Genomic DNA, 24,308 nt, shown 5'->3' on the forward strand with positions numbered 1-24,308 from the left:
TTCCGACGATCTGCCTACCCTCGTATGCTCCGCTCACAGGGGCCTCCTCGAGTCGATGGTGTGAGCACCCCGAGCATGAGCCGGGGACCACGAGGAGCGGAGGCCCCGCTCCTTCATCTCATCAAGGGGTCAGGGGTTCGAATCCCCTCAGCTCCACTCTTACATCCGAAGCCCCGCCACCTGAGCACCTACAGGTCAGGCGGGGCTTTCTGCGTCCGGCGTCGATCTTGACGCGGCGGGCTGTGTGGCTGTTGCGCGGGCGAAGTGGAGCAAATCTGGAGCACGGCGTCGGTGGCCGCGAAATGGGTCACGGTCTGCTCCAGTCCGACAGCGCAGTACGCGCCGGTTCGATGCCTGTCCGTGACGGCTGGAGATCGGTTGCAGGGCCGTAGTCGTGTTCGGACGCGGGCGGATGGCGGGTCGTCAAGGGGTCATCACGGCGGTGGTGCGGGGATGATGCGGTGGCCGCACGATGGTCGGCCCGTCGGTGATCTCCCTGCGGAGCATGGGTTGTTGATGGTGAAGGGCTGCCGCCTTCGGCGCCCGACGAAGCGAGTGCCGACGACAGGCCTCGCTCGGCGTCGCGGTGCAGGTGGAGCCTGAGCAGCAGGAGCCGCGGACCGCGCACCCGTCGGACAACGCCGCGCCCGCATGTATGGCGCCGGCATCCAGTAGGTGTGGAGCGGTGGGCTGACTCCGGTCACTGCATGATCTGTATGCCGCCAGCCTTCGGGCCGGGTAGGCGCCAGCGCCGACCCGGCACGGCGGGTGCCGGGGTCGGTGCGGGCCGCGTTTGTCGGATGTGGTCGGTCGGCCGCCGGGCTGGTAGCGGTGGTAGTCGGACCTCCCGGCGGGGATTGGTGCCTGACTAGGGGGTGTCTGGCCTGCCGTAGGTGAGGATGACCAGGCCGGAGTCGTAGCTGCGCACGTCGACGAGCTGGAAGCGGGCCTGTGCGCCCACGGCGCCGATCTGGTCGCTGGGCTGGGTGTCGCCGACCAGGAGCGGGTGCAGCCAGATGTGCAGTTCGTCGAGCAGTCCGTGCTCGATGAGCAGTCGGGTGACCGGGCCGTAGCCGTACTGCACGATGGCGTGTCCTGGCTGGGCTTTCAGGTCGCGGATCCGCTCGACGACGTCGTCTCCGGCGAGCACTGTCGTGTTGTTCCAGCTCGGCTGGTGCAGGCCGTGCGACAGCACGTACTTGGGGATGCTGTTGATCCGTTCGGCGAGGACTGGTTCGTCGGTGGCGGTGGACCAGCGGGGGGCGAAGATGTCGTAGGTGCGGCGGCCCATGATGAGGGCGTCGGCGCCGAGCAGTTGCTCCTGAGTGACCTTGGCGACGTCGTCGCTGCGGTAGTCGAAGCTCCACAGCTCCGGTCGTTGGACGACGCCGTCGAGGGACATGTAGGTGTTGTTGACGATGTGCATGGCGGTCTCCTGTTCTCCAGTCGGACTTTCGGTCCGGGCTGACGTGCCAATGGTGCAGTCGAGATCAGGGGACGTAAGCGGGCAGATGGCGGCCGATCCGCTTCGACCTGTACCCGCTCGCGTCAATGGTGTCGGGTTCGAAATTGAACTCAGAGCCCGGTCCAGAACGCGCAATTGTGCTCGGCTGCGACGTCGACCTGCTCGATCGCTGCCGGCGCGAGGGACTGCGCGTTCGAACCGTGCAGCGGCTTCCACGGCGGCAGATCCGCACCGTTCGGGTTCCCGGTTGCGGCGAACCGGGACAAGTAGCCGATCATTTCCTGGATCAGTCGTTCCTGGTCCGGCGTGAAGGTTGTCTCGAAGCCGGCGACGTCGAAGTAGTACGCCAGATCCGAGCTGTGGAACGCACCCGACGGGACGCCGTCAGGGAACTTGAAGTAGCCCGGTGGCGCGTTCTGGTCGGCGAACGAGTACATGTACGTCGGCGTCCATCGAGCCAGCGACTGCGCATCGGTCAATTGTGGGCAGGCCCAGATCCGGTCCGTTGCTACTGTGCTCCATGCCTGCGCCGGCGAGGCATACCCGCTCGACGGGTACGCCACCGCGATCGTCTCGGCCTGGGCGCCGAACGACGTGTCGAGCAACGAGCGATACCGCTCGTCGGTGAACGGCTGCGGCAGCGAATAGGAGTTCAGCGTGCTCTCGTCCCGCGTCGTCCCGGTGATGACCGGGACGCGGTGGAGATCCCCACGAGCAAGGGCGACACGCGGATCCGTCGGGAGTACGCGACCACCGAAGGCCGCCGGGGTCTGGATGGTGGCACCCTGCCAGCTCGTCAGCAGCTCAGCCGGCGACTTCGTACGCATGCAGGCGATCGCAGTGCCCGGGTCGGCGCAGCCGAGCGTGGTCGCTACCGTGGCGCCGCGTTGTTCGGCATCCGCCAGCGAAACGAGCGGGCCGCCGCCGGGGTCGTTCAGTTGGTATCCATTGGGGTGGATCGTCATCGAGCACGAGCCGCTCTGCAGGAACGCGCGCTCGAACAGTCCACGCGACGCCGGTGCGGTCAGGTGCATGCACACCGCCTGCGAACCGCCGGAAATACCCATCAACGTCACGCGCTCCGGGTCGCCACCGAACGCGGCGGCGTTCCGTTTCACCCAACGGAGCGCGGCCTGCTGGTCCTCCAGACCGAACCCGCCCGAGCCGTCCAGGTCCGGATGACCGAAGAACCCGAACACGCTCAGCCGGTACTCCGGACTCACGACCACGACGTCACCGCGGCGTGCCAGGCGGCGCGCGTCGTCATCGTTCGCCGAGCCGATGCTGAGTCCGCCACCGTGCAGCCACACGATCACGGGCTTGAGCTCGTCCTGCGTCGTGCGCGGTGTCGTCACGTTCAGGTACAGGCAGTCCTCCGAGCCAGCCTGCGCCGCCGGTCCACTGGCCTTCGCACCACCGGGCTCGGCGCCACCGGGCGGCAGCTGAGCACACGGACTGCCACCCTTGGTGGCGTCTCGTACACCAGCCCACTCGTCCGGTTCCTGCGGCGACTGCCAGCGGAGCTCTCCGACAGGCGGCCTGGCGAACGGAATGCCCTGAAACAGTCGGTAATCGTCGGCGACCACGCCCCGGACCGCGCCGGAGTCGATCTGCACGACGACATCGTCCTGCGATTTCGGATTGCCAGGCAGCGCGTCCTGGCCGATCGACGGCGGCGACGGCGCCGCCCCCGGGCCGGCACACTCCATCGCCACCATTGCGACGGCCACGCCCACGAGTAGCTTACGCATCGTTCGTCCTCCCAGATTGCTCCTGAGTGGCCTCGGCGACGTCGTCGCCGCGGTAGTCGTAGCTCCACAGCTCGGGTCGTTGGACGACGCCGTCGAGGGACGTGTAGGTGTTGTTGACGATGTGCATGGCGGTCCCCTGTTCTGCAGCCAGACATTTCTGTCCCGGCCGACGTTTCAGTGGTGCAATCAGGATTACGGGACGTAAGCGGCAGATGGCGGGCGACCCGCTTCGACCTGTACACCGCTCGTTTCTGCGGCCTCGTTCACAGAGCTTCGAGCTTCGAGCCGCGCAGCGCGAGGTACAGCACCGAGAATTCCATGGGCACGAGTATCGTTGGCAACGCCAGCACCGCCGGCGCGGTCCATTCGCGTCATCCTGCTCGTGGAGGTGCAGTGTCGGCGTTCATGACGCGATCTCCCTGACCCGTGTGGTCGGGGCGATGTTGTGGTTGAGGTGGAAGACATTCTCCGGGTCGTAGGCGTTCTTGAGCGCCGTGAGCCGGGCGAGGGTGTGCGTCGGGTAGGCCCTCCGGACGCCGACAGCGCCTTCGTCGTTCAGCGCGTTGACGTACGCGCCGCCGGCGAACGGCTCGACCGCGGCGGCGCAGCGGCGCGCGGCGGCGATGCGCTCGCCGTCCTCGCCGGGTTCGGTCCACCCCGTGGACGTGGTGAACTCGACGAGGGTGTCGCGGTGGGCGAAGGCCGTGTCGGTGACGGGGACGTCAGCGATCGCTCCGCCGTGGCTCTGCAGCGCCGCGCCGGGAAGGTGCTCACCACGGCCGTCGGCCGTGCCGCGCAGCAGGAACCGTTCGATCGCCTCGTCGGTGAGCTCGGTGAGGTAGTGGCCCTTCCAGTACCGGCGCAGCGCGTGCCCGTCGACCGCGTCGTCCCTCTGCTGCAGCGCCAGGTAGGAGACCCGCTCGACCCGCTCGGCGGCCGGCTTGCCCAGCGCGCGCAGCGGTCCGAGTAGCTTCTCGCCGTCGCCGGGATCGCCCACCCAGACGTACCCGATGTTCGCCACGGGTGTGCCCGGCCGGTCCGGGTCGTCGCTCACCCGGGCGGTGAGGGTCGCCGGTCGAGGGGCGGTGGCGAGCAGATCCCGCCATCCCCGCATCGCCTCGTAGCCGTTCTCGAGCGAGAAGCCGAGGTTGACGACCAGCGCCCGCGTGCCCGTCGCGTGCAGCTCGAACTCGAACTCGGTGACGATTCCGAAATTGCCGCCCCCACCGCGGAGGCCCCAGAACAGCTCGGGGTTCTCCTGCGCGCTCGCCCGCACCACGTCGCCGTCGGCGGTGACCAGCTCGAAACTCCGGACGTTGTCGCAGCTCAACCCGTACCGCCGGGCCAACCACCCCATTCCCCCGCCCAGGGTGAGCCCGCCGACGCCGGTGTGCGAGACGTTCCCCGCCGTGGTGGCCAGGCCGTGGGCCTGCGAGGCCTCGTCCAACACGCCGAGCAGGGCCCCGCCCTGCACCCGGGCGCGACGACGTCGAGGGTCCACCCGTACCCCGCCCATCGGCGTCAGGTCGATCATCAACCCGTCCTGCGGGACGGCGTGCCCGACGACTCCGTGCCCGCCGCAGCGCACCCCGATCTCCAGGTCGTGATCGCGGGCGAAGCGCACCGCCGCGATCACGTCGGCAATGCCGGCGCAGCGCACGATCAGCCGGGGACGGCGGTCGATCATCGCGTTCCACACCGCGCGCGCGTCGTGATAGCCCGCATCGCCGGGCAGAAGCACGCGACCGCAGATCTGGTCGGCGAGCCGCCGGGTCGCACGAATTGCCATGCCGCTCATTCGGCACCTCCCCGTCTCGGGTGGCTGCCGACGCTATGGCGGCCGGTGCGACCGACGCATCTGTGCGGGCATCAGTAGTCGGGAGTCGATTCCCGGCTGCTGGGGTTCGCGGCTTAGGTATGGTCACCGCATGCTCCACGGGCGGCGTGCTGAGCAGAGCATGATCCAAGAGCTGCTCGACGCGGCTCGCGAGGGCGTCAGCGGTGCGTTGATCGTTCGTGGCGAGCCGGGCATCGGCAAGACGAGCCTGCTCGACCACGCCGCGGAGCGGGCCGATGGCATGCGGGTCATGCGCGGCGCGGGGATCGAGTCCGAGACCGAGCTGCCGTTCGCCGGCCTGCACCTGCTCTTCCGCACCGAGCTGCACCGGCTCGACGCGCTGCCGGGTCCGCAACGGCGGGCGCTGGCCGGAGCTTTCGGCCTCGGCGCAGGCAGCGGCGACCGGTTCATGATCGGTGCCGCCGTGCTGTCGCTCCTCGCCGAGGCGGCCGAGCACGCACCGGTGCTGTGCCTCGTCGACGACGCGCACTGGCTCGACCGGCCATCGGCCGACGCGTTGTTGTTCGCCGCGCGGCGGCTCGACCGGGAAGGTGTGGTGATCCTGTTCGCCGCACGCGACTACACCGGAATGTTCACCTCGGCCGGCATCGCGGAGGTCCACCTGACGGGCCTGGACACCGACAGCGCCTCGGCGTTGCTCGACGACGGCGGGGTGGCGCTGCCGCCCGCGCTCCGGGACCAGCTCATCGCCGACACCCGCGGCAACCCGCTCGCCTTGCGGGAGCTCCCGGCGGTGGTCGCGGCGGAGGGGCACCAGCTGGGGCCCCTCCCCCTGACCAGCAGCGTGCACGACGCGTTCCACCACCAGGTTCGGGCGCTGCCCACACCCAGCCAGACCCTCCTGCTGCTCGCCGCCGCGGACGACACCGGCGAGCTGCCGCTCCTCCTCAAGGCCGCGGGCGAGATGGGCGTCGGAGTGGCGCACCTCGCGCCCGCGGAGACGAGCGCCCTCGTCACGGTCACCGGCGGCGCGCTCACGTTCCGGCATCCGCTGATCCGGGCCGCCGTCTACCACGGAGCCGCCGTCGGCCAGCGGATCGCGACGCACGCCGCGCTCGCGGCGGCCTGCACCGGACGTCTCGACGCCGACCGGCGCTCGTGGCACCTCGCCCTCGCCGCGACGGGTCCCGACGAGGACGTGGCGTCGGAGCTCGAGATGACCGCGGTCCGGGCGGCCGGCCGCAACGGCTACGCGACGGCGGCGTCGGCCTACGAACGCGCAGCACAGCTGAGCCCCGACCCGGTGGCCGCCGTCCGCCGGCTCACCCTGGCCTGCGAGGCCGGTGTGGAGAGCGGCCAGCTCGAGTGGGCCAAGACCCGGGCGCAGCGGGTCCTTCCCGAGACCACCGATCCCGCGGTCCGGGCGCGCCTCACCGACGTGGTGGCCAGGGCGGAGTTCGTCGGCGGCACCCTGCACGACGCGCATGACCTGCTCATCGCCGGCGCCGAGCTCATCGCCCGCGACGACCCCGAACGCGCCTTCTGGATGCTGGTGGACGCCCTGCACACGGCCTGGGCCGCGCCCACCGACCAGCGGCTGATCGCGGAACCGGTCGACCGGCTCGAGACCCTGGGCATCGGCCCGGCCGAGCCGCTGATGTCGGTGGCGTGGCTCGCACGCTGGGCCACCGCCGCGAGCCTCGACCGGGACACCAGCACGTTCCCCCCGCTCGACGAGGTCGTTCTCGACGCCCGGGCCGCCGGCGCACAGGCCGGCCCCCGAGGGATGGCGGAGGTGACGATCTTCGCATTCCTCGCCGCGCGGGACCACGTGTCGGCCGAGGTCGCCGCCGCCCTCGTCGCCGACGCCCGCGCGCACGGCACGATCTTCGCGCTGCCCACGGGGCTCGCCCATCTCGCGCTCACCCAGACCCTGCTCGGCAACCATCGCGAGGCGCTCGTCAGCGGCACGGAGGCGCTGCGGATCGCCCGCGAGACCGGCCAGCCGTTGTGGGAGCGCTACGCGTGCGGCGCCCTGGCCTACCTGGCCGCCGTCGCGGGGGACGAGAAGCGATGCCGCGAGCACGCCGAGGGCGCCGACCTCGCTCCCGGCTCCCCGCTCGGCTCGTCCGCGGGCAACACGTGGGCGCAGACGGCGCTCGCGCTCCTCGATCTCGGATGCGGCAGGGTCCACGACGCCTTCGACAGGCTCCACGCGGCGCTGCACGGGCCTACCCGACACCAGTCATCCGTGGTGCGCAGCATCCCGGACCTCGTCGAGGCCGCCGTCCGGCTCGGCCGCCCCGAGGACGCGGCGGATCCGATCGCCCGCTACACACGCTGGGCGGACTCGATGAACCAGTCGTGGATCGACGCGCTTCTCGCGCGGTGCCGCGCGATGATCTCCACCGGACCCGAGGCGGAGCGGCAGTACCTGCGCGCACTCACCCTGCACGAGTCGCGGAGCCGTCCGTTCGAGCGGGCTCGCACCGAGCTCCGGTACGGCGAGTGGTTACGCCGGTCGCGGCGCACCATGGACGCGCGAGCCCACCTGACGGCAGCGCTGCACGTCTTCGAGGACCTCGGTTCGGCGCCGTGGGCCGCCCGTGCCCGCGCGGAGCTGGGGGCCACGGGTGCCGCGACGCCCCGCCCGGCTGCCTCCGACGTCTTCACCGACCTGACACCGCAGGAGCTACAGATCATCCAGCTCGCCGCACAGGGCCTGTCGAACCGGGACATCGCCGCCCAGCTCTTCCTGAGCCCGAGGACGGTCGCCTACCACCTCTACAAGGCGTACCCGAAGCTCGGGATCAACTCCCGGGCCGACCTTGCCGGCCTCACGCAGCCGTAGATCAGGCGCAGCTCGGCGTCGCAGACCTCGCGGCCGCGGTGTCCGTCGGCGTCTGCGGCGCAGCCGCGGCGTCCGGTCGCACTGGCGATCGCCGCCGCCGAGCCGCACGGCCCGGCACGACCAGCTCGCGATCCGTAGCCGTGTAAGCGCAACTGAGGTTCTGATGAGCCCACCTCGGCGGGCGCGGATCGGCGATTTCGCGCAAAGGCACGACGCTGACGACGGTGGCCATCGAGGTCGGCGACGTCTACATGGATGTGCCGGTGTCCCGTTGACCGTGCTGGCACTCAGAGGGTCATGTACATGCCTCTACTGCGCGCGACACCCCGGCTGATGCGCGCGGACAGAGTGGTGTCCTCGGTCCAGATCGCCGTCACGAATCCCTGGCCGAGTACGTCGCCGCGCGTTTCCGTGCCCCCAGGTGTCGATTTGGGTAGTCACCGACGCGGTGCTGCGGTCTTGCCTCGGTGCCCGGTCGGTGAGGTCTTCGCCGGTCGGCCACACCTGCCTGACCAACTGGACGCTTGCCCCCGCGGCGTCCACAACCGCAGGGCAAGGTCACCGATGCCCCGCCGGGGGCTGCTCGTGCCGGTCGGGGTGATCGTGACAATGGCGTCGCCCCGCGAGCCGCCCTCGGGGAGGTAGCGGTTCTTGTTCGACGGCGACGGCGAACTCGGATGGCGCGGCCATGGATGGGCTCCTAGATCGCTGATGGGGCGACGCACTCGGCGTGGACAGGACCAGCGTCCAGAGCGCCTCCCAGTCCTTCCGCCCGGCGTGGGTCTGGGCGAACTCGGTGACCCGTAGCCCCGCCATGCGGTCCGCGGCTTCGCGGCGGAGCCGCCAGTCGTCGCACCAGGCGACCTCGCGCAGCCAGTGCAGGGCATCCCCGGGCCGTTGCGTCTCCTCGAGCAGCGCAGCAAGCGCCATGGCGCCCTGCACGTGACCGGCGTGGGCCGCCAGGAGCCAGATCGCCTCGGCGTCGTCGCGCCGGGCGTAGAAGCTCCGCCCGAGGTGGAATGCGGCCTCCGGGCCGCTCCGCGAGTGGATCGCGCGCTCCAACCAGGACCGTCCCTCCTCGTGCCGATGCTGACTGAGCAGGAGGATCCCCAGCTCGACCGCCGACTCGGCGCCGCCGGCCGCGGCCGCGCGTCGCAAGGCGTCCTCGTGCTGACCGGGCTCACCGTCGGACATCCGCCTACCCCCTGTGCCTCTGCTCGCCACGGTTCGGCGGTCACGACCGGCTCCGGCTGGGCCGCGTTGGGGCGCTACTCGGTCGTGTGATCGCGATCATATGCATCGCCGTTCTTGACCCGATGGCGCTGGGGACTGTGTCGCATCATCGGAGCTTTCGCTATCGGTGGATCCAATGGCGGCGTCCGATCGGCAGCATCCCTCCTGACCGGGGCGTGACGGAAAGTCGTTCCGGCGACCGCCATGGTGCCAGATTGCAGAAATGGCAAGAAGTGGGTGCACGTTGGCAAGTCTCGGGCGTCGCCGCACGAGGTCGGGGTCGTTGGACGGATAACGTGGCATCGCGCTTGAATGGTCGCCAAGGCTTCGTTCGACGTAGCTGGCTGACACGACCAAGGAGATGAGGTTCGTGGCGGGGGCCAAGCTGCTGTTTCCGGTGGGCCATGATTTGGGTGCCTTCCATCCTGGTGACGGGGAGTCCGGTCCGGTACAGCAGGTGCGGCTGGGTTCGGAGCTCGTCGAGCTCTCCGACAGCGAGTTCCTGGTCTGGACCCTCGCGCACGGTCTCGTCGACGACGACGGCCAGTCGGTGCCGATCACCGAGGCGGCCATCCTCGACTATGCCGACGAGCCGGGAAGCGTCCACTCTCTCGCAGAGCGCGGGTTGCTCGTCGAGGTCGTGCCAGGTTCCCCGGAGTCGGTGCAGTTCGCCTCGATCCACCAGCTGTTGCCGCTCGCGATGGGCCTGGGCAACAGCAGGGATCAGCCGTGGCTGTTCGCCGTCGGCCTGCTCTACCGACCGCTGGTCGTGATGACCGGGGCGATGTATGACCTCTGGCAGTGGGCGCACCTGTCGCCGAACCTGTGGTTGGCCTGCCGGGAACTCGCTGCAGTCGCCACGGGGGCCGGTATCGCCGATCCCGAGCAGACCGAGCCTGAGCTGGTACTCGCCGGCGCGCTCGGCTCGCTGCACCAGCTCCTCGCGCTCCGGGTGGCCTGTCTCGACACACGGATCGAGGGCTTGTGACGGCTGAGCACTCCCTGCTCGTCTTCCCGGTAGGCCACTACGTGGGTGAGCGGCATCCTGAGGAACACCACGTCGTTCGCGTCGGCCTCACGCACCAGAGGCTGACCGCCGACGGGTTCGGCGTCTGGGTGATCGCCCACGGCAGCGAGGAGATCGGCAAGGGCCTCTGGACGCTCGAGGCCGTGTTCGACCTCGCCGAGGCCGCCGGCTTGTCCGGTGTACCGGACCTGGTGGCGACGATGATCGAGTCAGGCCTGCTCGTCACCGTCGCGGCCGACCGGGATGCGGCGTGCCGGTTCGCCGCTACCTACCGGCTGAACCCGATGTTGGTCGGCCTCGGCAACACCGACAGGGAGCCGGACTGTTATCAGCTCGGTCTCCCCGGCCTCCCGGTTGCGGTACTGGACCGGACGGCGTACGAGCTATGGCAGTGGTCACGGGTGGCACCGAGTCTCTGGCATACCTGCATGGTCCGGGAGAAGGTTTTGGCCGGCCTCGGCGAGCGCGTCGCGGCGGCCGACCTGGTCGAGGGTTTGCTCGGTGATTTGCGGGAGCTGCTGGCCAGCGGCTGCGCTTTCCTGGATCTGGCAGAGCAAAGATGAGTACCGTCGTGTCAGCCCCGGAAGCAGGCGGAAGCCACGGGCGTTCTGGGCGCGGTAGTTGAATCGGTCGCTGCGGCCACCGATTCAACTGTCGAACCAGAACACCACGCGCGTGGGGTGCTGCTCGTTACGTCTGACCAGCAACAGCAGGTCGGCGAAGTACGGACCGCCGAGGCTCTCCAAGATCGTCGCCGTCTGCCCGCTCGGCTCCTCCGTGCCCTCGTCGAGGATCTCGAAGGACGCGTGGTAGTCGACGGCGGCGAGCTCGTCGACCGTGACCCAGGAGTGGGCGTAGCCGTCGGTGCCCCATGTCTCGAACTCGGCCCGCACGTGGTCGGACACGTCCGGCGGTAGGCCTCGTGGCGCGTCGACCGGCGGAATGCCCGCGAAGTTGCGGATGTCGGCGAGGAAGCCGAACACGGTGTTGTTCCGCCTCTGGAACGGCCCGATCGGCCCGTACGACGGCCAGGTCATGAACTCCCAGCCACCGTCGGGGTTCCGCTGCTCCACATAGGTGTTGATGTCCACTGCCACGACTGCCTCCTTCGCTCGCCTCAGTTGGACATGATGTGGCGCCGACGGCGGGCCGACATCCTCCGGGCGCTGGGTCCGCGCGGGAGCGGTCGCCACAAGCTCACGATGAAGATTCTCTCGGCGGCTTCCGTTGATGGTGGTCGAGTCGCTCCACGTGCCGCAGGCCCGGCACCGGCGGGGTCTGCGTTGAAATGGCGGATCCGCCACTGCATGGGCGGTACCAGTGAAGGTTGTCCGGGACGAACGCCTGTTTCGGCACAGGAGCCACGGGGCCGCCATCGACGACTCGGCGGGCGACCTGGCCGGCCTCCGAACTCCTCCCCGCGGGGACTCCCGGCGCGGCCAGGCTCGGCGCCGTGGTTCGGATCGCGCCCGCGCAGAGCTCGGATCGTCCGAGCCCATGACGGCAGATCCGCTCCTCCTCATCCAACGCCGGCCCCACCGAGACGACCTGTGGCCGATCGGGCCAGGCAGCAACCGAACGAACCTGATGCGATGAAGGAGCGGAAACTCCGCTCCTCGTGACCCTCGGCTCGTGCCACCTACGCCTGGGGGTGGGGGCGCGGGAGGCGGAGGCGCACTGCCACAGCCCGATGCCCAGCTCGATCTGAGCGCTGAGGCGCCTGCGGGGTGCGCCGGAGGCGATCCAAGTGAGTGCGCTCGGTGCAGATGGCGCGGAAAGCGGTCCGGTCCGCGAAGTGGCGGCTGTCGTGCACACCGAGGCCGGCAGCCCGAGTATGTCGGTGAGCGAGATGAGTGCGGTCTCCGGTGAATGGGCTCACCGACAAAGACGAGCCAGTACCGCCGTAGAGCCTCGTGGCAGCGTAGGCCCAGGCAGACGCAGGGATCTGATCGAAGCGCCGTAGCGGTCCGACGGGTACATCCGGACGGGCTCCGCAGGATTCTGGACATGTGGATCCACGGTCGGGCAGCGGCGGACCTCGCGTCGGCACGATGATCGGCATGGCGATGACGACAGGGCCAGAGTTCGGCGTCCGGCTCGGGCGAGCGCTCCTGCGGCGCTGGCCAACGGTCGTCGGTCTGCTCGCCGCGGTCGGGGTGCTCCTGGCCGGCGCCGACCGGATGACCGTCGGCCTGATCGTGGCTGTGGCCACGACGTGCTACCTGGCGGCGGCCGCCCTTCGCAGGGCATGGGTGTCCTGGGTGGCGATCCCCGGCAGCGTGGTCGCCATCGTCCTCGGTGGGTCGCTCGGCCAGCCGCCGATGACGACGCTGGCCGTCGTCGCCGGCGTGCTCGTGGTGGTCGGCCTGATGGCCAGGGCCTCACGGCAGGTGCTCACCGCCCAGACCGCCGCGTTGCTCGCGTACGGCGCGCTGGTGGTGACGGGGCTCGCGATCGCCCCGACCGCCGGCCTCGTGGTGGTCGCTGGCACCCTCGTCGCCCACGCGGCGTGGGACGCAGTGCACCTACAGCGCAAGGCGGTTGTGTCGGCGTCGTTGGCCGAGTTCTGCATCGTGCTCGACGTGCTGGTGGGGGCCGCGGCGTTGCTCGTGCTGCTGGCTGGAGGTGGATGGTGAGATCGGCACCGGTCATCGCGACCTTCACCCGCCGTTCGACCCAGGATGTCGATCCTGGCGGATCCCGGTTGTCGTAGGGGTGACTGACCGAACGAGGAGGGATCCGAGATGCAGCACATGCTGCTGATCTATGGCGCCGAGGGCGAGATGGCCCCGGAGGACCGCGCGGCCCACACCATCAAAGAGTGGGGCGGCGGAGATGGACGGACGCGGCGTGCGGCTGGGGGCAAGCGGCTTTGAGCGGTGCACGCCACCACGACCCGTGGGCGTCCGCAACAACAGGTGCTGATCTCCGATGGTCCGTTGGTCGAGCCGAACGAGCAGATGCGGCTCGAGGTGCTGGATGCGCCGATCTCGCCGAGGCGATCGAGGTGGCGTCCACGCGCCCGAATGCCCAGCACGGAGCGATGGAGATCCGTCCGGTCTGCCCGCTCGGCGAGCAGTGACGACAGCCGAGCACGATGATCACCAGGAACGGTGGCCGTCACAGCAGTCGCAACGCCGTCGCTCATTTCCGCGCCGGGAGTGCTGCGCTCGACCCTGAAGTTGGCGGACCGGACTCTGCCCGGACAACAACAGATGCAGCCTTATCCGATGAGTCCCCTCGCGGGATGAACGGTCTTTAAGCGTGAGACCCGAGCACACTCAACCAGTAGGCGAGGTCATTTATGCTGCTCGAAGGCAAGACGGCAATCATCTACGGTGCTGCCGGCCACGTAGGCGGCGCTGTCGCGCGCGTGTTCGCGCGCGAGGGAGCGCAGGTATTCCTGGCCGGGCGCACCCTTGAGGCGCTCGCTCCGATCGCGGACGAGATCGGCGGCAGCGACGCGCACACGGCGCAGGTTGACGCCACCGACGGGAGTTCCGTCGAGCGCCACTTCAGTTCAGTCGTCGGCCAGGCCGGAGGCGTCGACATCTCGTTCAATCTCATCGGACTCGAGGACGTGCAAGGGCAGGAGCTGGCTGGCTTGCCGCTCGAGGACTACATGCGACCGATCGAGCTTGGCGCCCGCACGCATTTCCTCACAGCGACGGCTGCCGCCCGCCATATGGCCGAACGCGGCCACGGCGTGATCATGGCGCTCACCGCGACACCGACACGTCTCGCCTTGCCGCTGGTTGGAGGCTTCGGCGCCGCTTGCGCTGCCATCGAGGGGATGCTCCGCACACTTGCGGCCGAGGCCGGCCCGAAGGGGGTTCGCGTGTGCTGGCTCCGCTCGGCTGGCTCGCCCGAGAGCTTCGGGCCTGATGTCGCCGTCGACTCGAACGCCCGACCGGCGGGGCTTGGCGACTCTGACTACCTCGAGGTCTTGAGGCAGCAGACGCTGATGAAACGCTTTCCCAGGCTTGTCGAGGTCGCCGAGGCCGCGGTGCTGATCGCGTCGGATCGGGCCAGCGCAATGACCGGCGCAGCGGCGAACGTCACCTGCGGCCAGATCGTTGACTGATGGACCTACCGCGTCGTCGCTACATGGAAGTGGCATCCAACAGAGGGTGTGCGGCATGGCCTGGTGAGAGCCGTGGCGTAGAAATGAAGGACGGGTCCTCGCGAGGCCAACCGCGCTCGGCGAGGCTCCGCCGGCGGCCGACTACCGAGCTTCGACCCCGTCGCCTACGAACGGCGCAACGTCGTCGAGCGCTGCTTCAATCGGCTCAAGCAGGGGCCGTCGCGTGAGTCTCTGCAGAAACCCGCCGAGGAGCCTGTAGAGAGGCATCACGCGATGGACCCAAGATCGCTACGCGTGGCAGCGACAACAGGACGTCGCCAGGCATCATCGCGTGTCCGGATGACACGCCGTCGGCTCGCTGTTCGAGTGGTACGGCAACGGCGATGTCCAGGTACGGCGTGTGCACTGATGGCCACCACCCCGAGCTCCTTCGTGTTCTCGGGCGCCTCTCAGTCGTGGCAGGAACCCCATGGCCCGACGTCGGGGGCACCCTCCCGACGGCTGGCGTTGCCTGACCCAGGTGGGGCGCCGAGCGGCGGACCTGGAACCTCGCTGTGGCGGTGCCCGATCGGCCTGACACGGCAGGCCGCCCTCAGCGGGGTCTGGGTAGTGGTAGTGCTCCTTCCCTCGGGCGGGGCAGGAGCGGGGGGTTCGGACGGGTCACGGGGTGTGCTTGACGCGCCGCGCACGCGTCGGGTCGGCTGGCCGGAGCCAGGGAGTTCCCGATCGCTTCGCCGGATTCGTTCCCACGGTGGAACAGCCGCTGCGTCGCGTCCTCGTCGGTGTCCCAGGTCCAGAACAGCCAACCGGAGATGCCCAGAGAGCACGTCGTGACCTGGTGCTCGACCAGCCCGCGGCGCGCTTCGTCAAGGTTGTACTCCGCGTGCAGGGCACCGAACTCGCCGTTGATCACTACTCCCTCGACGGCGGACCACTCCATGGAGTCCAGGTCAGTCTCGATAGGCCGGTTCGGGTGCAGGTAGGTGTGCAGGTCGAACAGGTCCAGATCGGAGTCGCGGGTCAGCGTCGACATCCGAACCGGATACCGCGGGTCCGAGCAAGCAGCGCCACCACACTGACCGGACAGCCCGTCGAACGTCTTGCCCACAGCCTTGTTCGTGAACGCGCCCATCGTGACCAGGAGGGCGGGATCTTCGCCCTTCACCGCCGCGACGGTGCGGTCGGCGTAGGCCACGATCGCGTCATCGGCCGCTGCCTGGCGCTGCGCTGGCACCGCCATGTCGTATGTGCGCCCGGCGACGGTTACCGTCCCAGACTTCTGTTGGAACGGCGCAGTGTTCACCGTGTAGTAGGCCTCGTTGTCGGTCTGCAGAGCGAGGAATGTGCTCATCAGTACGCCGAGCCGGTTCTTCATCTCGGAGGTGAAGGTCGCGAGGTAGTGCTCCTTCGCCCGGATGTAACCCTCGTACATGTAGGAGCGGTTGCGCCCTTCCACGTTGTGCGGAGGAGTCGCGGCCGCGATGACGCCGCGGTAGTAGCCGTTCTGCGGGAACACGTCGAGCGACGGCAGCACGTAGACCCCGTGCTGGGCGGCCTTGCGGACAAAGTCGGCGACATTGTCGAGATAGGCGGGGTCTGCCGGGCGCTGATCGGCGTCACCGTGGCCCAGCCCGTGTGGCCGGCTCGCCAGGTTGTCCTGCCCGTCGCCCGGGTCGATGAAGACCCGCACGGTGTTGTAGCCGAAGGAAGCGAAGCGGCGAAGCGCTGCGTCGGCACGGGCCGGATCGTAGCTGGCGGGTTCGAATGTGGAATGGTACGGGTTCTGTGGTCTTGCTGGAGACGGAGTGAGCCGCACATAGTTGAACCCGCGCGGGAAGAACGCCTCGCCGGTCCGGGTGTCGACAAGGGTGCGGTTGGTTCCCACCGCGATACGCGCTGGCGCCTCGGCCGTCCGGACGTCGGCTGCGTGCGCGGCAGTCGCACCTCCACCGGCGGCGCCGACCGCGAGCGCTGCGGCGACCAACACGACGCCCGCGCGCGAGGCACGGCGACGCCATCGTGAAGTGATCATCTGAAGCTTCCCCCGGGGAGCGAACAAAGGGTGAACCCGCCCGGCCCCCGCTTCACCGGAAGGCATCGCCGGAGGTCTGGGGAGCGCCGCATGTCATGCGGGAGCCGAGCCGTTCCCACGCCATGCCCTGCGGCATGGCACGTCTGGCATCCTCCCCTTGAAGATCGTCGAGGTGAAGACGCTGGACGGTCAGTTTTTGCTCGTTTCTTGCCAGGCATCGATATATCGACAGGTGATCAGATCACGAGTTTTCGGCTGGCCCGTTCCGGTCAGGCCACCGCGGGCAGCGTCCGGTGAGGAGTGGAGGTCCCATCGCGGGACTCGGATGATCCGTTGCTCTCTATGCCGAGCGCGATCCAGCCGAGGGCGGCCGAGGCCCGACAGCGCGCTTGAAGCCGGCCGTCCGGAAGAGCGCTGCGGAAGGCCTGATTCTCCGTCGAGTAGTCGATGGCAGCCCCGTGAAGACGTGTGCCGAACGCACAGTCTGGGTTCCGCCTCGTCGGCCAACCCTGCCCCATGCTGAGGCGGAGGCTCGTGGAGCCTCCGACGACCAGTATCAACCGGAATTCGCCTAAAGGATCGCCCGGGGTCGCTGCCGCGGGAGCCAGACGGCCCAGAGGTCAGGCTCAGAAGCGTCTATCTCTCGCCGTTCACGGCGACGAGATACGTTGGATTTCTGATGAGGTCTTGCCCATATTGCAACGTGAGAGAGTACTTGCGACCGACCTGGAGGCTGTACCATGCTTCCTCGGTCACCTCGAGGCGCCCGCATTCAACCGTCTCGATCCACTCGATCGAGCCGCCGTACGAACCGGTCTCCGCACGTTTGTCGGCGATCGTGCAGTCCACGGTGCGGACGGGATCCGGAGCCGCACGCACGATCACGGATGCCACGAGGAACGATGCGGCTACTAGCAACGCGATGCAGACAACGACGAACGCAACAAGGGCGCCGACGAACTCCTTGTCTGCTGGATCTCGCATGTGTTGACCTCTTCGATGTGCGGGCCCGGGTGCTGGTGGAGGGGGAAGGCCGTCCTGCTGCTCATCGTGCCGCTGGTGATGATCAGGTGGATTATGGATCGGACATGGCGTCGGCCTCGTGGCCGAAGTCCGGCTGTTCCACCATGCACTGGGCGTGAGCCTGGCTGTGTCGCGTTCGTCGAGCGGTGCGGCCGCCGGGGGACCTCTGGCCAAATGTCAACCCCAAGCGGACAAGGGGTCGCTAGCGGCGTAGGCGGTACCTGAGGTGCGTGACGTTGTGTCCCTGCAGGACCCGGACCGATTCGAGCTCGATGCGGTCGGCCCCGAGCGAGTCGAACAAGCGGCGCCCTTCCCCGAGCAGGACCGGCACGAGGTGGATTTCCATCTCGTCGAGCTCGCCGGACCGGAGCAGAGCCTGGGCCGCGCCCGCCCCGTGCACGAGGACGGCACCGTCGCCCGCCGCCGCGCGGGCCCGCTCGGCGCACTCCCCGACGTCGGTGACGAACCGTGCGCTGCCCGGCGGGACGTCGCCCTCCTCGACGTGGTGGGTGAGGACGAAGATCGGGACGCCGTCGTGGTGGTCGCCCTGCCAGCGCCCGGCCAGCTCGAAGGTGCGACGTCCGGAGACGACGGCGCGGGTCGCCATGGCCTCCCGGTACACCTGCCCGTTCGGGCCGTCGCCCATCCGGTCGTCCAGCCAGTCGAACAGGCGGAAGCCGCCCTGGCCGAGCTCCTGACCCTTGCGGTCATCGGGTCCGGCGATGAACCCGTCGAGGGACATGGACATGTACAGGATGAGTGATGCCACGGGGTTCTCCGATCAAGCGCAGGGGGCCGGTGTTCGCGGGCCTGCGGCGACGGCAGAACGTGCTCCACTCGCGCTACGCCAGCGCGGCGAGGAGGCGAGCATGTTTCGGGCCGTGTCGACGTTCGTCGTTTTTGCTGACGTTGCAGACCTCAGAGTTTCTTGGAGTCGAGGGTGCGGGTGCGGCGGCGAGACCGACTGCGGTGGACAACGCGTGCCGCCGGTCTTAGGGCCTCTCGCCCTTCTCGCGGGCGTTCACCCGCAGAAGCAATATCGCGCCGGCGAGGAAGTCACCGAGCCGCTGGCGTTCCTCGGGATCGTCGATGCGTGGCCGGTTCGGGTCGATGCGCCAGTTGCCGGAATCGTCCTTGCCGTCGAAGAGGCGTGCGACTCTCATGGAATCTCCTTTATGCTCGTCGCGCCAGCGGTCCCGCTCCACCGCGAGGCGCACTCGTCGGACAGATCTCTTGCCGGGCGACAACACCGCCGATGTCGTCAAATGCCCCCAACCAATCGCGCTCCGGCAGGTTCAACTCCCGGGCTCGGCGACGCCGTACGGGGGCCGAGCGGGCGACCTACGGCGCTCCACCTCTGACGCGAGATCGATGCCGTGTCCGGATCGCCCGAAGCGTCTTCGGTAGTCTCGAGGAGAGAGACCTGTTGTGCGAACGAGCTGTTGGCGAAGGTTGCCGGGGCCGCCCAGCCCAGCGGTCCTCGCGATCTCGCTGATCGGGTCCTCAGTGGTTTCGAGCAGGTGTTGAGCGAGTCGGATCCGCTGGTTGGTGATCCATTGGATCGGCGTCATCCCTAGAGCGGAGTGGAAACGCCTTGCGAGGGTTCGAGGGCTAACGTTGGCGGCCTCAGCCAAGTCGCTGAGTGCCAATGGCTGATCGAGGCGGGCTCGGATCCAGTCGAGGAGCTCCGACATGCCACCAGTCCGCTCAGGAAGCGGAAGGTCGACCGCTTGAGCTTGATCGCCACTCCGATGCGGTGGCGCGAGCAGTTGCCGGGCTGCCCCATGCGTGACCGTGACTCCGTGATCTCGCCGGACAATGTCGAGGCAGAGGTCGAGTACGGCCGTCCCGCCGGCGCAGGTCACGATGTTTTCGTCGGCTGTGTAGAGGATCGAGGGCATGACGTGAACTGCGGGGTGGTGCTGGCGCAGATTGTCGGCGAGATCAGCGTTACTCGCGACGCGCCGCCCATCGAGTAGGCCGGTGGCCGCCAGGATGCAGACTCCCGATCGAACGGCAACCACCCGCGCGCCCCTGGAATGCGCCTGTTCTAGAGCTTTCACCAATGCAGGAGGAGGCTCTGGGGGATAGTCGTGGTTGCCGCTGACGATGAATACGGTGTCGGCGCTGCTCAGCTCGTCGAGCCCGTGCGGAACTCTTATCGAGACGCCGTGAGAGACGGGGATGAGGCCAGGCTGCATGGCGCACATGCGCACAACATACCTCGGCCGGCTCTTCTCCTGCCCCTGAGCTGATCGGTCAGCAAAACGCCCGAACACCTCGGCAGGAATGGCTAGTTCGAGTACTGAAGCGGCGGGAGTGACAAGTACGGCAACTACGTGCATCTTCGGTGTGTGCGGCCGCTGGAGGCTTCCCTTGATCATGCGCTCGAAACCGAGCCCTTCTTCTCTGGATCGCCACTCAGCTTTCGGTGGAAAGTTCGGCCATTGGTCGACGGACGACGGCAGATGGAAACTCGAGAGGTGGTGGAATGGTCGAGGTGATTTGTTTACGCCCTGGCGTTCGCGCAAGGGTCCCTTGTGCTCGACTCGCGTCATTGGCTGGATACGTGGCTGCCGACCACCGCTGCCATGCCTGTTGTGCGGCTCCGCGGGTGCACGGGCGGCGCGGGGTCAGCGACGCAACCTGCGGTCGGGTGTGGAGGGCCTCGAGCGGCAGCTTCAGCGTGGATCACGGCGGCATCGTGGCGCCGCTCGGTGGGTTGGTGTGTGGCTTGATCGCTGGGACGGCCGCAATCCTGCGGAACTGGTCCGGAAGGACGTGTCGGCCGTATCGTCGGCGCGTGGAGACGCGGACGATGCTGGTCGTGGGCTATGAGGGCGCTGAGCTGCTCGAGATAGCTTGCGTGACCTCCACACTGATCGCTGCATGTGTGGAAGGTCGAGGTGCGCACTACGATGTGCGGCTCCTGACCCCGGGCGGACGGACGATCAACTGCGCCGACGGGTTGCGCATCGAGGCCCAAGGAGTCCTGGAGCGCCATCGTGAGCCTGCCGACACGCTGATCGTCGTCGGCGGTTTCGGCGCTGCACATGCAGCTGATGATCAACGACTGGTTGGGCACGTCCGACGCCTCGCAGCACTGACCCGGCGCGTGGCGTCCGTCTGCACGGGGGCGGGGGTCCTGGCAGCCGCCGGCCTGCTCGACGGCCGCCGGGCAGCGACGCACTGGGACTTCGCCCCGGAGCTCGCCCGCCGCTACCCGAAGGTCAAGTTCGACCCGGATCCGATCTACATCCGCGACGGATCGATCTACACGTCGGCGGGGGTCACCGCGGCTCTCGATCTCACGCTCGCCTTGGTCGCCGAGGATCTGGGCGCGGAGTTGGCACGCTCTGTCGCCCGAGCACTGGTGACCTACTTGCAACGCCCGGGTAACCAGGCGCAGATCAGCGTCCACGTCGCCGCGCCAGTCCCGTCCGATCCCGTGATGCGCGAGGTCGTCGACCACATCACCAGCAACCTCGGCAAGGACCTCAGCACCCCTGCTCTCGCGGCGCGGGCTGGAATCAGCGCGAGGCACCTACGACGTCTCTTCCAAACCCACGTCGGCCAAAGCCCCGCGCGGTACGTTCGACGTGCGCGGACCGAGGCTGCTGCGCAGCTGGTCAGTTCGTCCGAACTCCCCCTCGCACGGATCGCCGAGCGCTGCGGGTTCGGTACCACCGAAAGCCTCCGCACGGCCTTCCTCGACACCTACGGTGTGCCGCCGTCCAGCTACGCCCCACGGCGCGCGCCGAGTGCGGGCAAAGCGCATCTCAGGACTGAACTGAGAACGGGTTCGTGAGCCACGCCCGGTTGTCGTTGACATCAGGCTTTTGGGGCAGACGCGTGTCGACCTGAACCGGATCCGCCTCGGCACGAGCAATGCTCCGCAACTTCCGCGCCATCCTCCGGTGCTCCCGCGAACAGTAGATCTGTGGTACTCCGCCGCATTCCGGTTGAACGACGATTGCGTCGCAGTCTGGCAACGTGCAGCGTTGCGCCTGGGTGGAACTGCTGGTGTTCATGGATGCCTGCTTGTTGAAATCGTCGTGCGTCATGGCGCGAACGAACGGACGCGGGCGGTACGTGCCGAACGTCAGGCATATCGATTGCCGCCCATGACGATTATCTCGTCGACATAGCCTGAGCGGAAGAAGCAGGATGGACAGATCGCCATTGATTCTGGCCACGACCCAGGCCGTGCCGAAGCTGACCCGCGCGGCGGGCAGTCGTTGCGGGCTGTTAACCGGTCATGCATAGGTCGTGATCGTCTTTCACGTCCCCGGGCCCGTAAACTGATCAGATAAATGGCCCCGTCGCCGGACGGGTTCCGACGACGGGGCCATCCGTCGATGCTTCAGGTGGTTACCTGCTTGTCCAGAGGACCTTTCCGCCGGGTGTGCGGACGGTCAGATTGCCGTCGTTCTGGACGTAGGCCGTCACGCCGGAGCCCTGCGTGGCGGTGTGCCAGAGCGACTTGTTGGCCGACGACACGACCGTCAGGTTCCCGTCACGCTGCATGGTGGCCTTCGCGCCGGGGTTCGGTGCCGTTCCCGCGTGCCAGAGCACCTTGTCCGAGTCGCTCAGCAGAACCAGGTTCCCGTCCTTCTGCATGCGCAGCGTGATCTTGCCGTCGAGAGAGTGGCGCTCTTCGCCGGCCTTCAGGGCCTCGCCGGGGCGCAGCTGAGCCTTGCTGGCGGTCTCATCGCTGAGTGACCAGAGGACATCGCCGTCGGGCGTACGGACGGTGAGGTTGCCGTCTTCCTGGACGTGCAGGTTCACGCCCTTGCCCTGGGTCCCCGTGTACCAGAGCGGCTTGCCGTCGGTCGAGGTGACCGTGAGGTTCCCGTCACGCTGCATGGTCGTCACGGCGCCGGGGTTCGGTGCCGTTCCGGCGTGCCACTCGACGTCGCCCGCGCTGTCGAGGAGAACCAGGTTTCCGTCGGTCTGCATGCGCAGAGTGAACTTGCCGGTCGCGGACTTGATCTCCTGGCCCGCCTTCAGCTTCTCCCCGGACTTCAGCATCGCGCTCGCGACGGGACCGGACGAGCTCGCCGCCGAGGTGGGTGCGAGCTGATCGGCCGCGGCGACGCTCGCAGATGCCAGAAGCGAGCCCGTGAGCGTTGCGGTGATCACCACGGCGGCCAGGCCTGCCCGAAGTGCGATGCGCTTTCTTGTCGTCGACATGTACGTCCCTTGTTCTGCTTCTGATTCGAGTGGATGCGCGTCCGTCGGACGTCTGATCCGGGGGAGCCGGGTTGCGCAATCCATGATCATCGGGCCACGGGACGGTATCACCCGGACGGGTGGGACACAGGGTGGAACCTTGACAATAAAGGTCCCATCCTTGCCAATTTCAGCGATTTCCGAGCAAGTGTCCTCGGCGCGTCTGGTGCGCCATCCGCGATGACAGCGCCAAGCCGTGCCGCCGCCTCGCTGCCCGCACCGTCAGCGGGCGGTACCGGACTCCTGGGCCGCCGGCTCAATCCGCTGATGCCGTCGACCTTCTTGGCTGCCACGAGCCATGCACGACCGACTCGACCTGCTTCTCCACTGCTGCCGATGGACCGGGCCGGCCGGGCAGCCGATGCACCAGACTTCCGGTGGCGAGCTCCCACGCGCAGACGGTGCCGTGTTCACCGGCGGCAAGGGCGAGGTCCTCGGTGGGCATCACGACCAGCGCGCCGGCGGGACCGGCCTGCCCCTTCAACATCTCCCTTTGCCAGCTCGAGCTCCAGCTGAGCCAGATGGAGGCAGACGTACCACGGACGGCACAAGGCGGTACGGACCGGGGTTGAACCTGAAATAGCGAACCGTGTCCAGAACCGTGCGATTCTCGGCGGACTCCCCGACGTCGGGCTCTCGGCTCAGGACTGGAGCGTTCTGCAAGTTCGAGGGAGCAATCGCTCGTCTGCGACCCCAACCAACGTCGGGTGGTTGGGGTCGATCCCGACGACGCGGGCGCCGGGCCTGAGTCAGGACGGAGGGATCGTGAGCGGCGAGCCGAAGCGTGTGGGCGTGGTGGATGTAGTCCCGAACGCGGTACGCGTGCAGATCGACGATGTGCCGGTGTTGGGCCGCTCGAGCGGTCGGGGGTGGCTCTATGCGACGCGAGGTCTGGAGGCGTTCGACCAGCAGGAGCTGGTGCTGGTCGTGCGGAAGTTGCCGGGGGAGGTTCGGCCACCGGACTTCCCCTACACCCTGTTCGCGACCATCCACCGGGAGGCTGTCGAGGGCCGCACCGTCGAGGCAGGCGGTCTGACGAAGATCGATCCGCCTCCCCACGGGCCGGCGCTGGGTGGATTCCTGTACGAGGCCGCGCCGCCGATCATCCGCGCGCTGGCGACGACCGTCGGCCGACGGCCGCCGTTGCTGGTGGTTCCGCTTCTTGCGGGGGAGATCGACGTCGCCCTCCAGTTCGGGCGTAGCAGAGTCCTGACCGTGCTCGGGCACGAGGCCGGCTGTCACCCGTTTCCGTGGTGGTTCGACAGCACCCGCCGACCGCTGCTGGATCTCGCTGCGCAGCGGGCGCATTCGATTCTCGGGAAGTCAGCCATTATGCACACGCCATATCTGACGTTGCGCCTGAAAGGGCTCCGTCTGACGCTCTCGGTGGATGTCGAGTCACGGCGGCGGATGCTGAGGACGCTCAGCACCGCGCCGGACATTGTCGCGTTGCTCCCGGGGGTCCCGTTCGCGGAAGAGAACATCTACCTCTGGCGGCCGGGGCAGAACGAGCCCGTCGTCTATACGAGCAGGTACGTCGAGAACAGTGGGCCCGTGCTGCCCGGTGACATGGCGATCGGCCTGAACTTCCTGATGCTGGGCCACTGGGCAGGCAAAGGCATCGGAAACCAGAAGGAGGACGGCTTCATGGCACTGCTCCCGGAGCCGGTCTGGCGGGAGTTCCTCACGAATCTGGATGCGGGCCGCTCCAAGGTGTGGTGGCTGGTTGGTGACACCCCCGGACCGTGGGAGCTCGAGCTCCGGATGCGCAGCGGCGGGGACGCGGAACAGCGTTGACGAGATGGATGCCGT

General features: G+C 68.3%; 21 protein-coding genes. 8 read left to right on the plus strand and 13 right to left on the minus strand.

What is annotated here, in order from left to right:
- Positions 1–868 precede the first annotated feature (868 nt).
- The 4 genes from ABEA81_RS31070 to ABEA81_RS31085 all read right to left on the minus strand — a co-directional run bounded on the left by ABEA81_RS31070 (position 869) and on the right by ABEA81_RS31085 (position 5,005).
- On the minus strand, positions 869–1,426 hold the full coding sequence (locus tag ABEA81_RS31070; RefSeq protein ID WP_345609962.1) for a dihydrofolate reductase family protein: 558 nt from the start codon (positions 1,424–1,426) through the stop codon (positions 869–871).
- Between the two features lie 149 nt (positions 1,427–1,575).
- A complete protein-coding gene (locus ABEA81_RS31075) occupies positions 1,576–3,195 on the minus strand; it encodes a carboxylesterase/lipase family protein (RefSeq protein WP_345609963.1) in 1,620 nt (539 codons plus the stop codon).
- A 13-nt stretch (positions 3,196–3,208) separates the two neighbouring features.
- Entirely contained in the window at positions 3,209–3,343 is a 135-nt protein-coding gene (locus ABEA81_RS31080; RefSeq protein ID WP_345609964.1) for a hypothetical protein, read from the minus strand.
- A gap of 276 nt (positions 3,344–3,619) precedes the next feature.
- Positions 3,620–5,005 (minus strand): FAD-binding oxidoreductase, encoded by a 1,386-nt coding sequence (locus tag ABEA81_RS31085; RefSeq protein ID WP_345609966.1) that lies wholly within the window; start codon positions 5,003–5,005, stop codon positions 3,620–3,622.
- 139 nt (positions 5,006–5,144) lie between these two features.
- Between ABEA81_RS31085 and ABEA81_RS31090 the strand changes: the two genes are divergently transcribed.
- Positions 5,145–7,865: an ATP-binding protein gene (locus ABEA81_RS31090; RefSeq protein WP_345609968.1), complete on the plus strand. Its 2,721-nt coding sequence runs from the start codon at positions 5,145–5,147 to the stop codon at positions 7,863–7,865.
- Positions 7,866–8,423: 558 nt separating this feature from the next.
- Here ABEA81_RS31090 and ABEA81_RS31095 read toward each other — a convergent pair.
- The gene (locus tag ABEA81_RS31095; RefSeq protein WP_345609970.1) at positions 8,424–9,059 is read right to left on the minus strand and encodes a tetratricopeptide repeat protein; all 636 of its coding nucleotides are present in this window, start codon (positions 9,057–9,059) and stop codon (positions 8,424–8,426) included.
- A 409-nt stretch (positions 9,060–9,468) separates the two neighbouring features.
- Between ABEA81_RS31095 and ABEA81_RS31100 the strand changes: the two genes are divergently transcribed.
- Together ABEA81_RS31100 and ABEA81_RS31105 are read left to right on the plus strand one after the other, a co-directional pair.
- Positions 9,469–10,086: a hypothetical protein gene (locus ABEA81_RS31100; protein WP_345609972.1), complete on the plus strand. Its 618-nt coding sequence runs from the start codon at positions 9,469–9,471 to the stop codon at positions 10,084–10,086.
- A complete protein-coding gene (locus ABEA81_RS31105) occupies positions 10,083–10,688 on the plus strand; it encodes a hypothetical protein (RefSeq protein ID WP_345609974.1) in 606 nt (201 codons plus the stop codon). Before ABEA81_RS31100 ends, ABEA81_RS31105 begins: the two co-directional genes overlap by 4 nt.
- An 84-nt stretch (positions 10,689–10,772) precedes the next feature.
- On the opposite strand, the gene ABEA81_RS31110 is transcribed toward ABEA81_RS31105, so the two are convergent.
- Entirely contained in the window at positions 10,773–11,222 is a 450-nt protein-coding gene (locus ABEA81_RS31110) for a hypothetical protein (RefSeq protein WP_345609976.1), read from the minus strand.
- A gap of 963 nt (positions 11,223–12,185) precedes the next feature.
- Here ABEA81_RS31110 and ABEA81_RS31115 point away from each other — a divergent pair.
- The 3 genes from ABEA81_RS31115 (at position 12,186) to ABEA81_RS31125 (ending at position 14,209) form a co-directional block, all read left to right on the plus strand.
- Positions 12,186–12,761: a hypothetical protein gene (locus tag ABEA81_RS31115; RefSeq protein WP_345609978.1), complete on the plus strand. Its 576-nt coding sequence runs from the start codon at positions 12,186–12,188 to the stop codon at positions 12,759–12,761.
- A gap of 108 nt (positions 12,762–12,869) precedes the next feature.
- A complete protein-coding gene (locus ABEA81_RS31120; RefSeq protein ID WP_345609980.1) occupies positions 12,870–13,001 on the plus strand; it encodes a hypothetical protein in 132 nt (43 codons plus the stop codon).
- A 428-nt stretch (positions 13,002–13,429) separates the two neighbouring features.
- Entirely contained in the window at positions 13,430–14,209 is a 780-nt protein-coding gene (locus tag ABEA81_RS31125; protein ID WP_345609982.1) for an SDR family NAD(P)-dependent oxidoreductase, read from the plus strand.
- Positions 14,210–14,801: 592 nt separating this feature from the next.
- Here the strand turns inward: ABEA81_RS31125 and ABEA81_RS31135 are convergent.
- From ABEA81_RS31135 to ABEA81_RS42785, 5 genes are all read right to left on the minus strand, one after another.
- On the minus strand, positions 14,802–16,241 hold the full coding sequence (locus ABEA81_RS31135) for a cellulase family glycosylhydrolase (protein WP_345609984.1): 1,440 nt from the start codon (positions 16,239–16,241) through the stop codon (positions 14,802–14,804).
- Positions 16,242–16,877: 636 nt separating this feature from the next.
- Positions 16,878–17,225 carry a hypothetical protein gene (locus ABEA81_RS31140; protein WP_345609986.1) on the minus strand — a complete coding sequence of 116 codons (348 nt, stop codon included), beginning with the start codon at positions 17,223–17,225 and terminating at the stop codon, positions 16,878–16,880.
- A 241-nt stretch (positions 17,226–17,466) separates the two neighbouring features.
- Positions 17,467–18,033 carry a dihydrofolate reductase family protein gene (locus tag ABEA81_RS31145; protein ID WP_345609988.1) on the minus strand — a complete coding sequence of 189 codons (567 nt, stop codon included), beginning with the start codon at positions 18,031–18,033 and terminating at the stop codon, positions 17,467–17,469.
- Positions 18,034–18,256: 223 nt separating this feature from the next.
- Positions 18,257–18,427, minus strand: a complete 171-nt coding sequence (locus ABEA81_RS31150; RefSeq protein WP_345609990.1) for a hypothetical protein — start codon at positions 18,425–18,427, stop codon at positions 18,257–18,259.
- 132 nt (positions 18,428–18,559) lie between these two features.
- Positions 18,560–19,822, minus strand: coding sequence for a GlxA family transcriptional regulator (locus tag ABEA81_RS42785; protein ID WP_425570750.1), 1,263 nt, complete (start codon positions 19,820–19,822; stop codon positions 18,560–18,562).
- A gap of 260 nt (positions 19,823–20,082) precedes the next feature.
- Here ABEA81_RS42785 and ABEA81_RS31160 point away from each other — a divergent pair, with 260 nt between their 5' ends.
- Positions 20,083–21,072, plus strand: coding sequence for a GlxA family transcriptional regulator (locus ABEA81_RS31160; RefSeq protein ID WP_345610173.1), 990 nt, complete (start codon positions 20,083–20,085; stop codon positions 21,070–21,072).
- Here ABEA81_RS31160 and ABEA81_RS31165 read toward each other — a convergent pair.
- Together ABEA81_RS31165 and ABEA81_RS31170 are read right to left on the minus strand one after the other, a co-directional pair.
- Positions 21,044–21,328 (minus strand): hypothetical protein, encoded by a 285-nt coding sequence (locus ABEA81_RS31165; RefSeq protein WP_345609994.1) that lies wholly within the window; start codon positions 21,326–21,328, stop codon positions 21,044–21,046. The two genes, ABEA81_RS31160 and ABEA81_RS31165, sit on opposite strands and share 29 nt — an antisense overlap.
- Before the next feature lie 307 nt (positions 21,329–21,635).
- Positions 21,636–22,457 carry a hypothetical protein gene (locus ABEA81_RS31170; protein WP_345609996.1) on the minus strand — a complete coding sequence of 274 codons (822 nt, stop codon included), beginning with the start codon at positions 22,455–22,457 and terminating at the stop codon, positions 21,636–21,638.
- Positions 22,458–23,261: 804 nt separating this feature from the next.
- On the opposite strand from ABEA81_RS31170, the gene ABEA81_RS31175 reads away from it, so the two are divergent.
- On the plus strand, positions 23,262–24,293 hold the full coding sequence (locus tag ABEA81_RS31175; RefSeq protein ID WP_345609998.1) for a hypothetical protein: 1,032 nt from the start codon (positions 23,262–23,264) through the stop codon (positions 24,291–24,293).
- Positions 24,294–24,308: the final 15 nt, after the last annotated feature.

This window comes from Pseudonocardia adelaidensis (assembly GCF_039543345.1).
In the GTDB taxonomy this organism is placed as follows: domain Bacteria; phylum Actinomycetota; class Actinomycetes; order Mycobacteriales; family Pseudonocardiaceae; genus Pseudonocardia; species Pseudonocardia adelaidensis.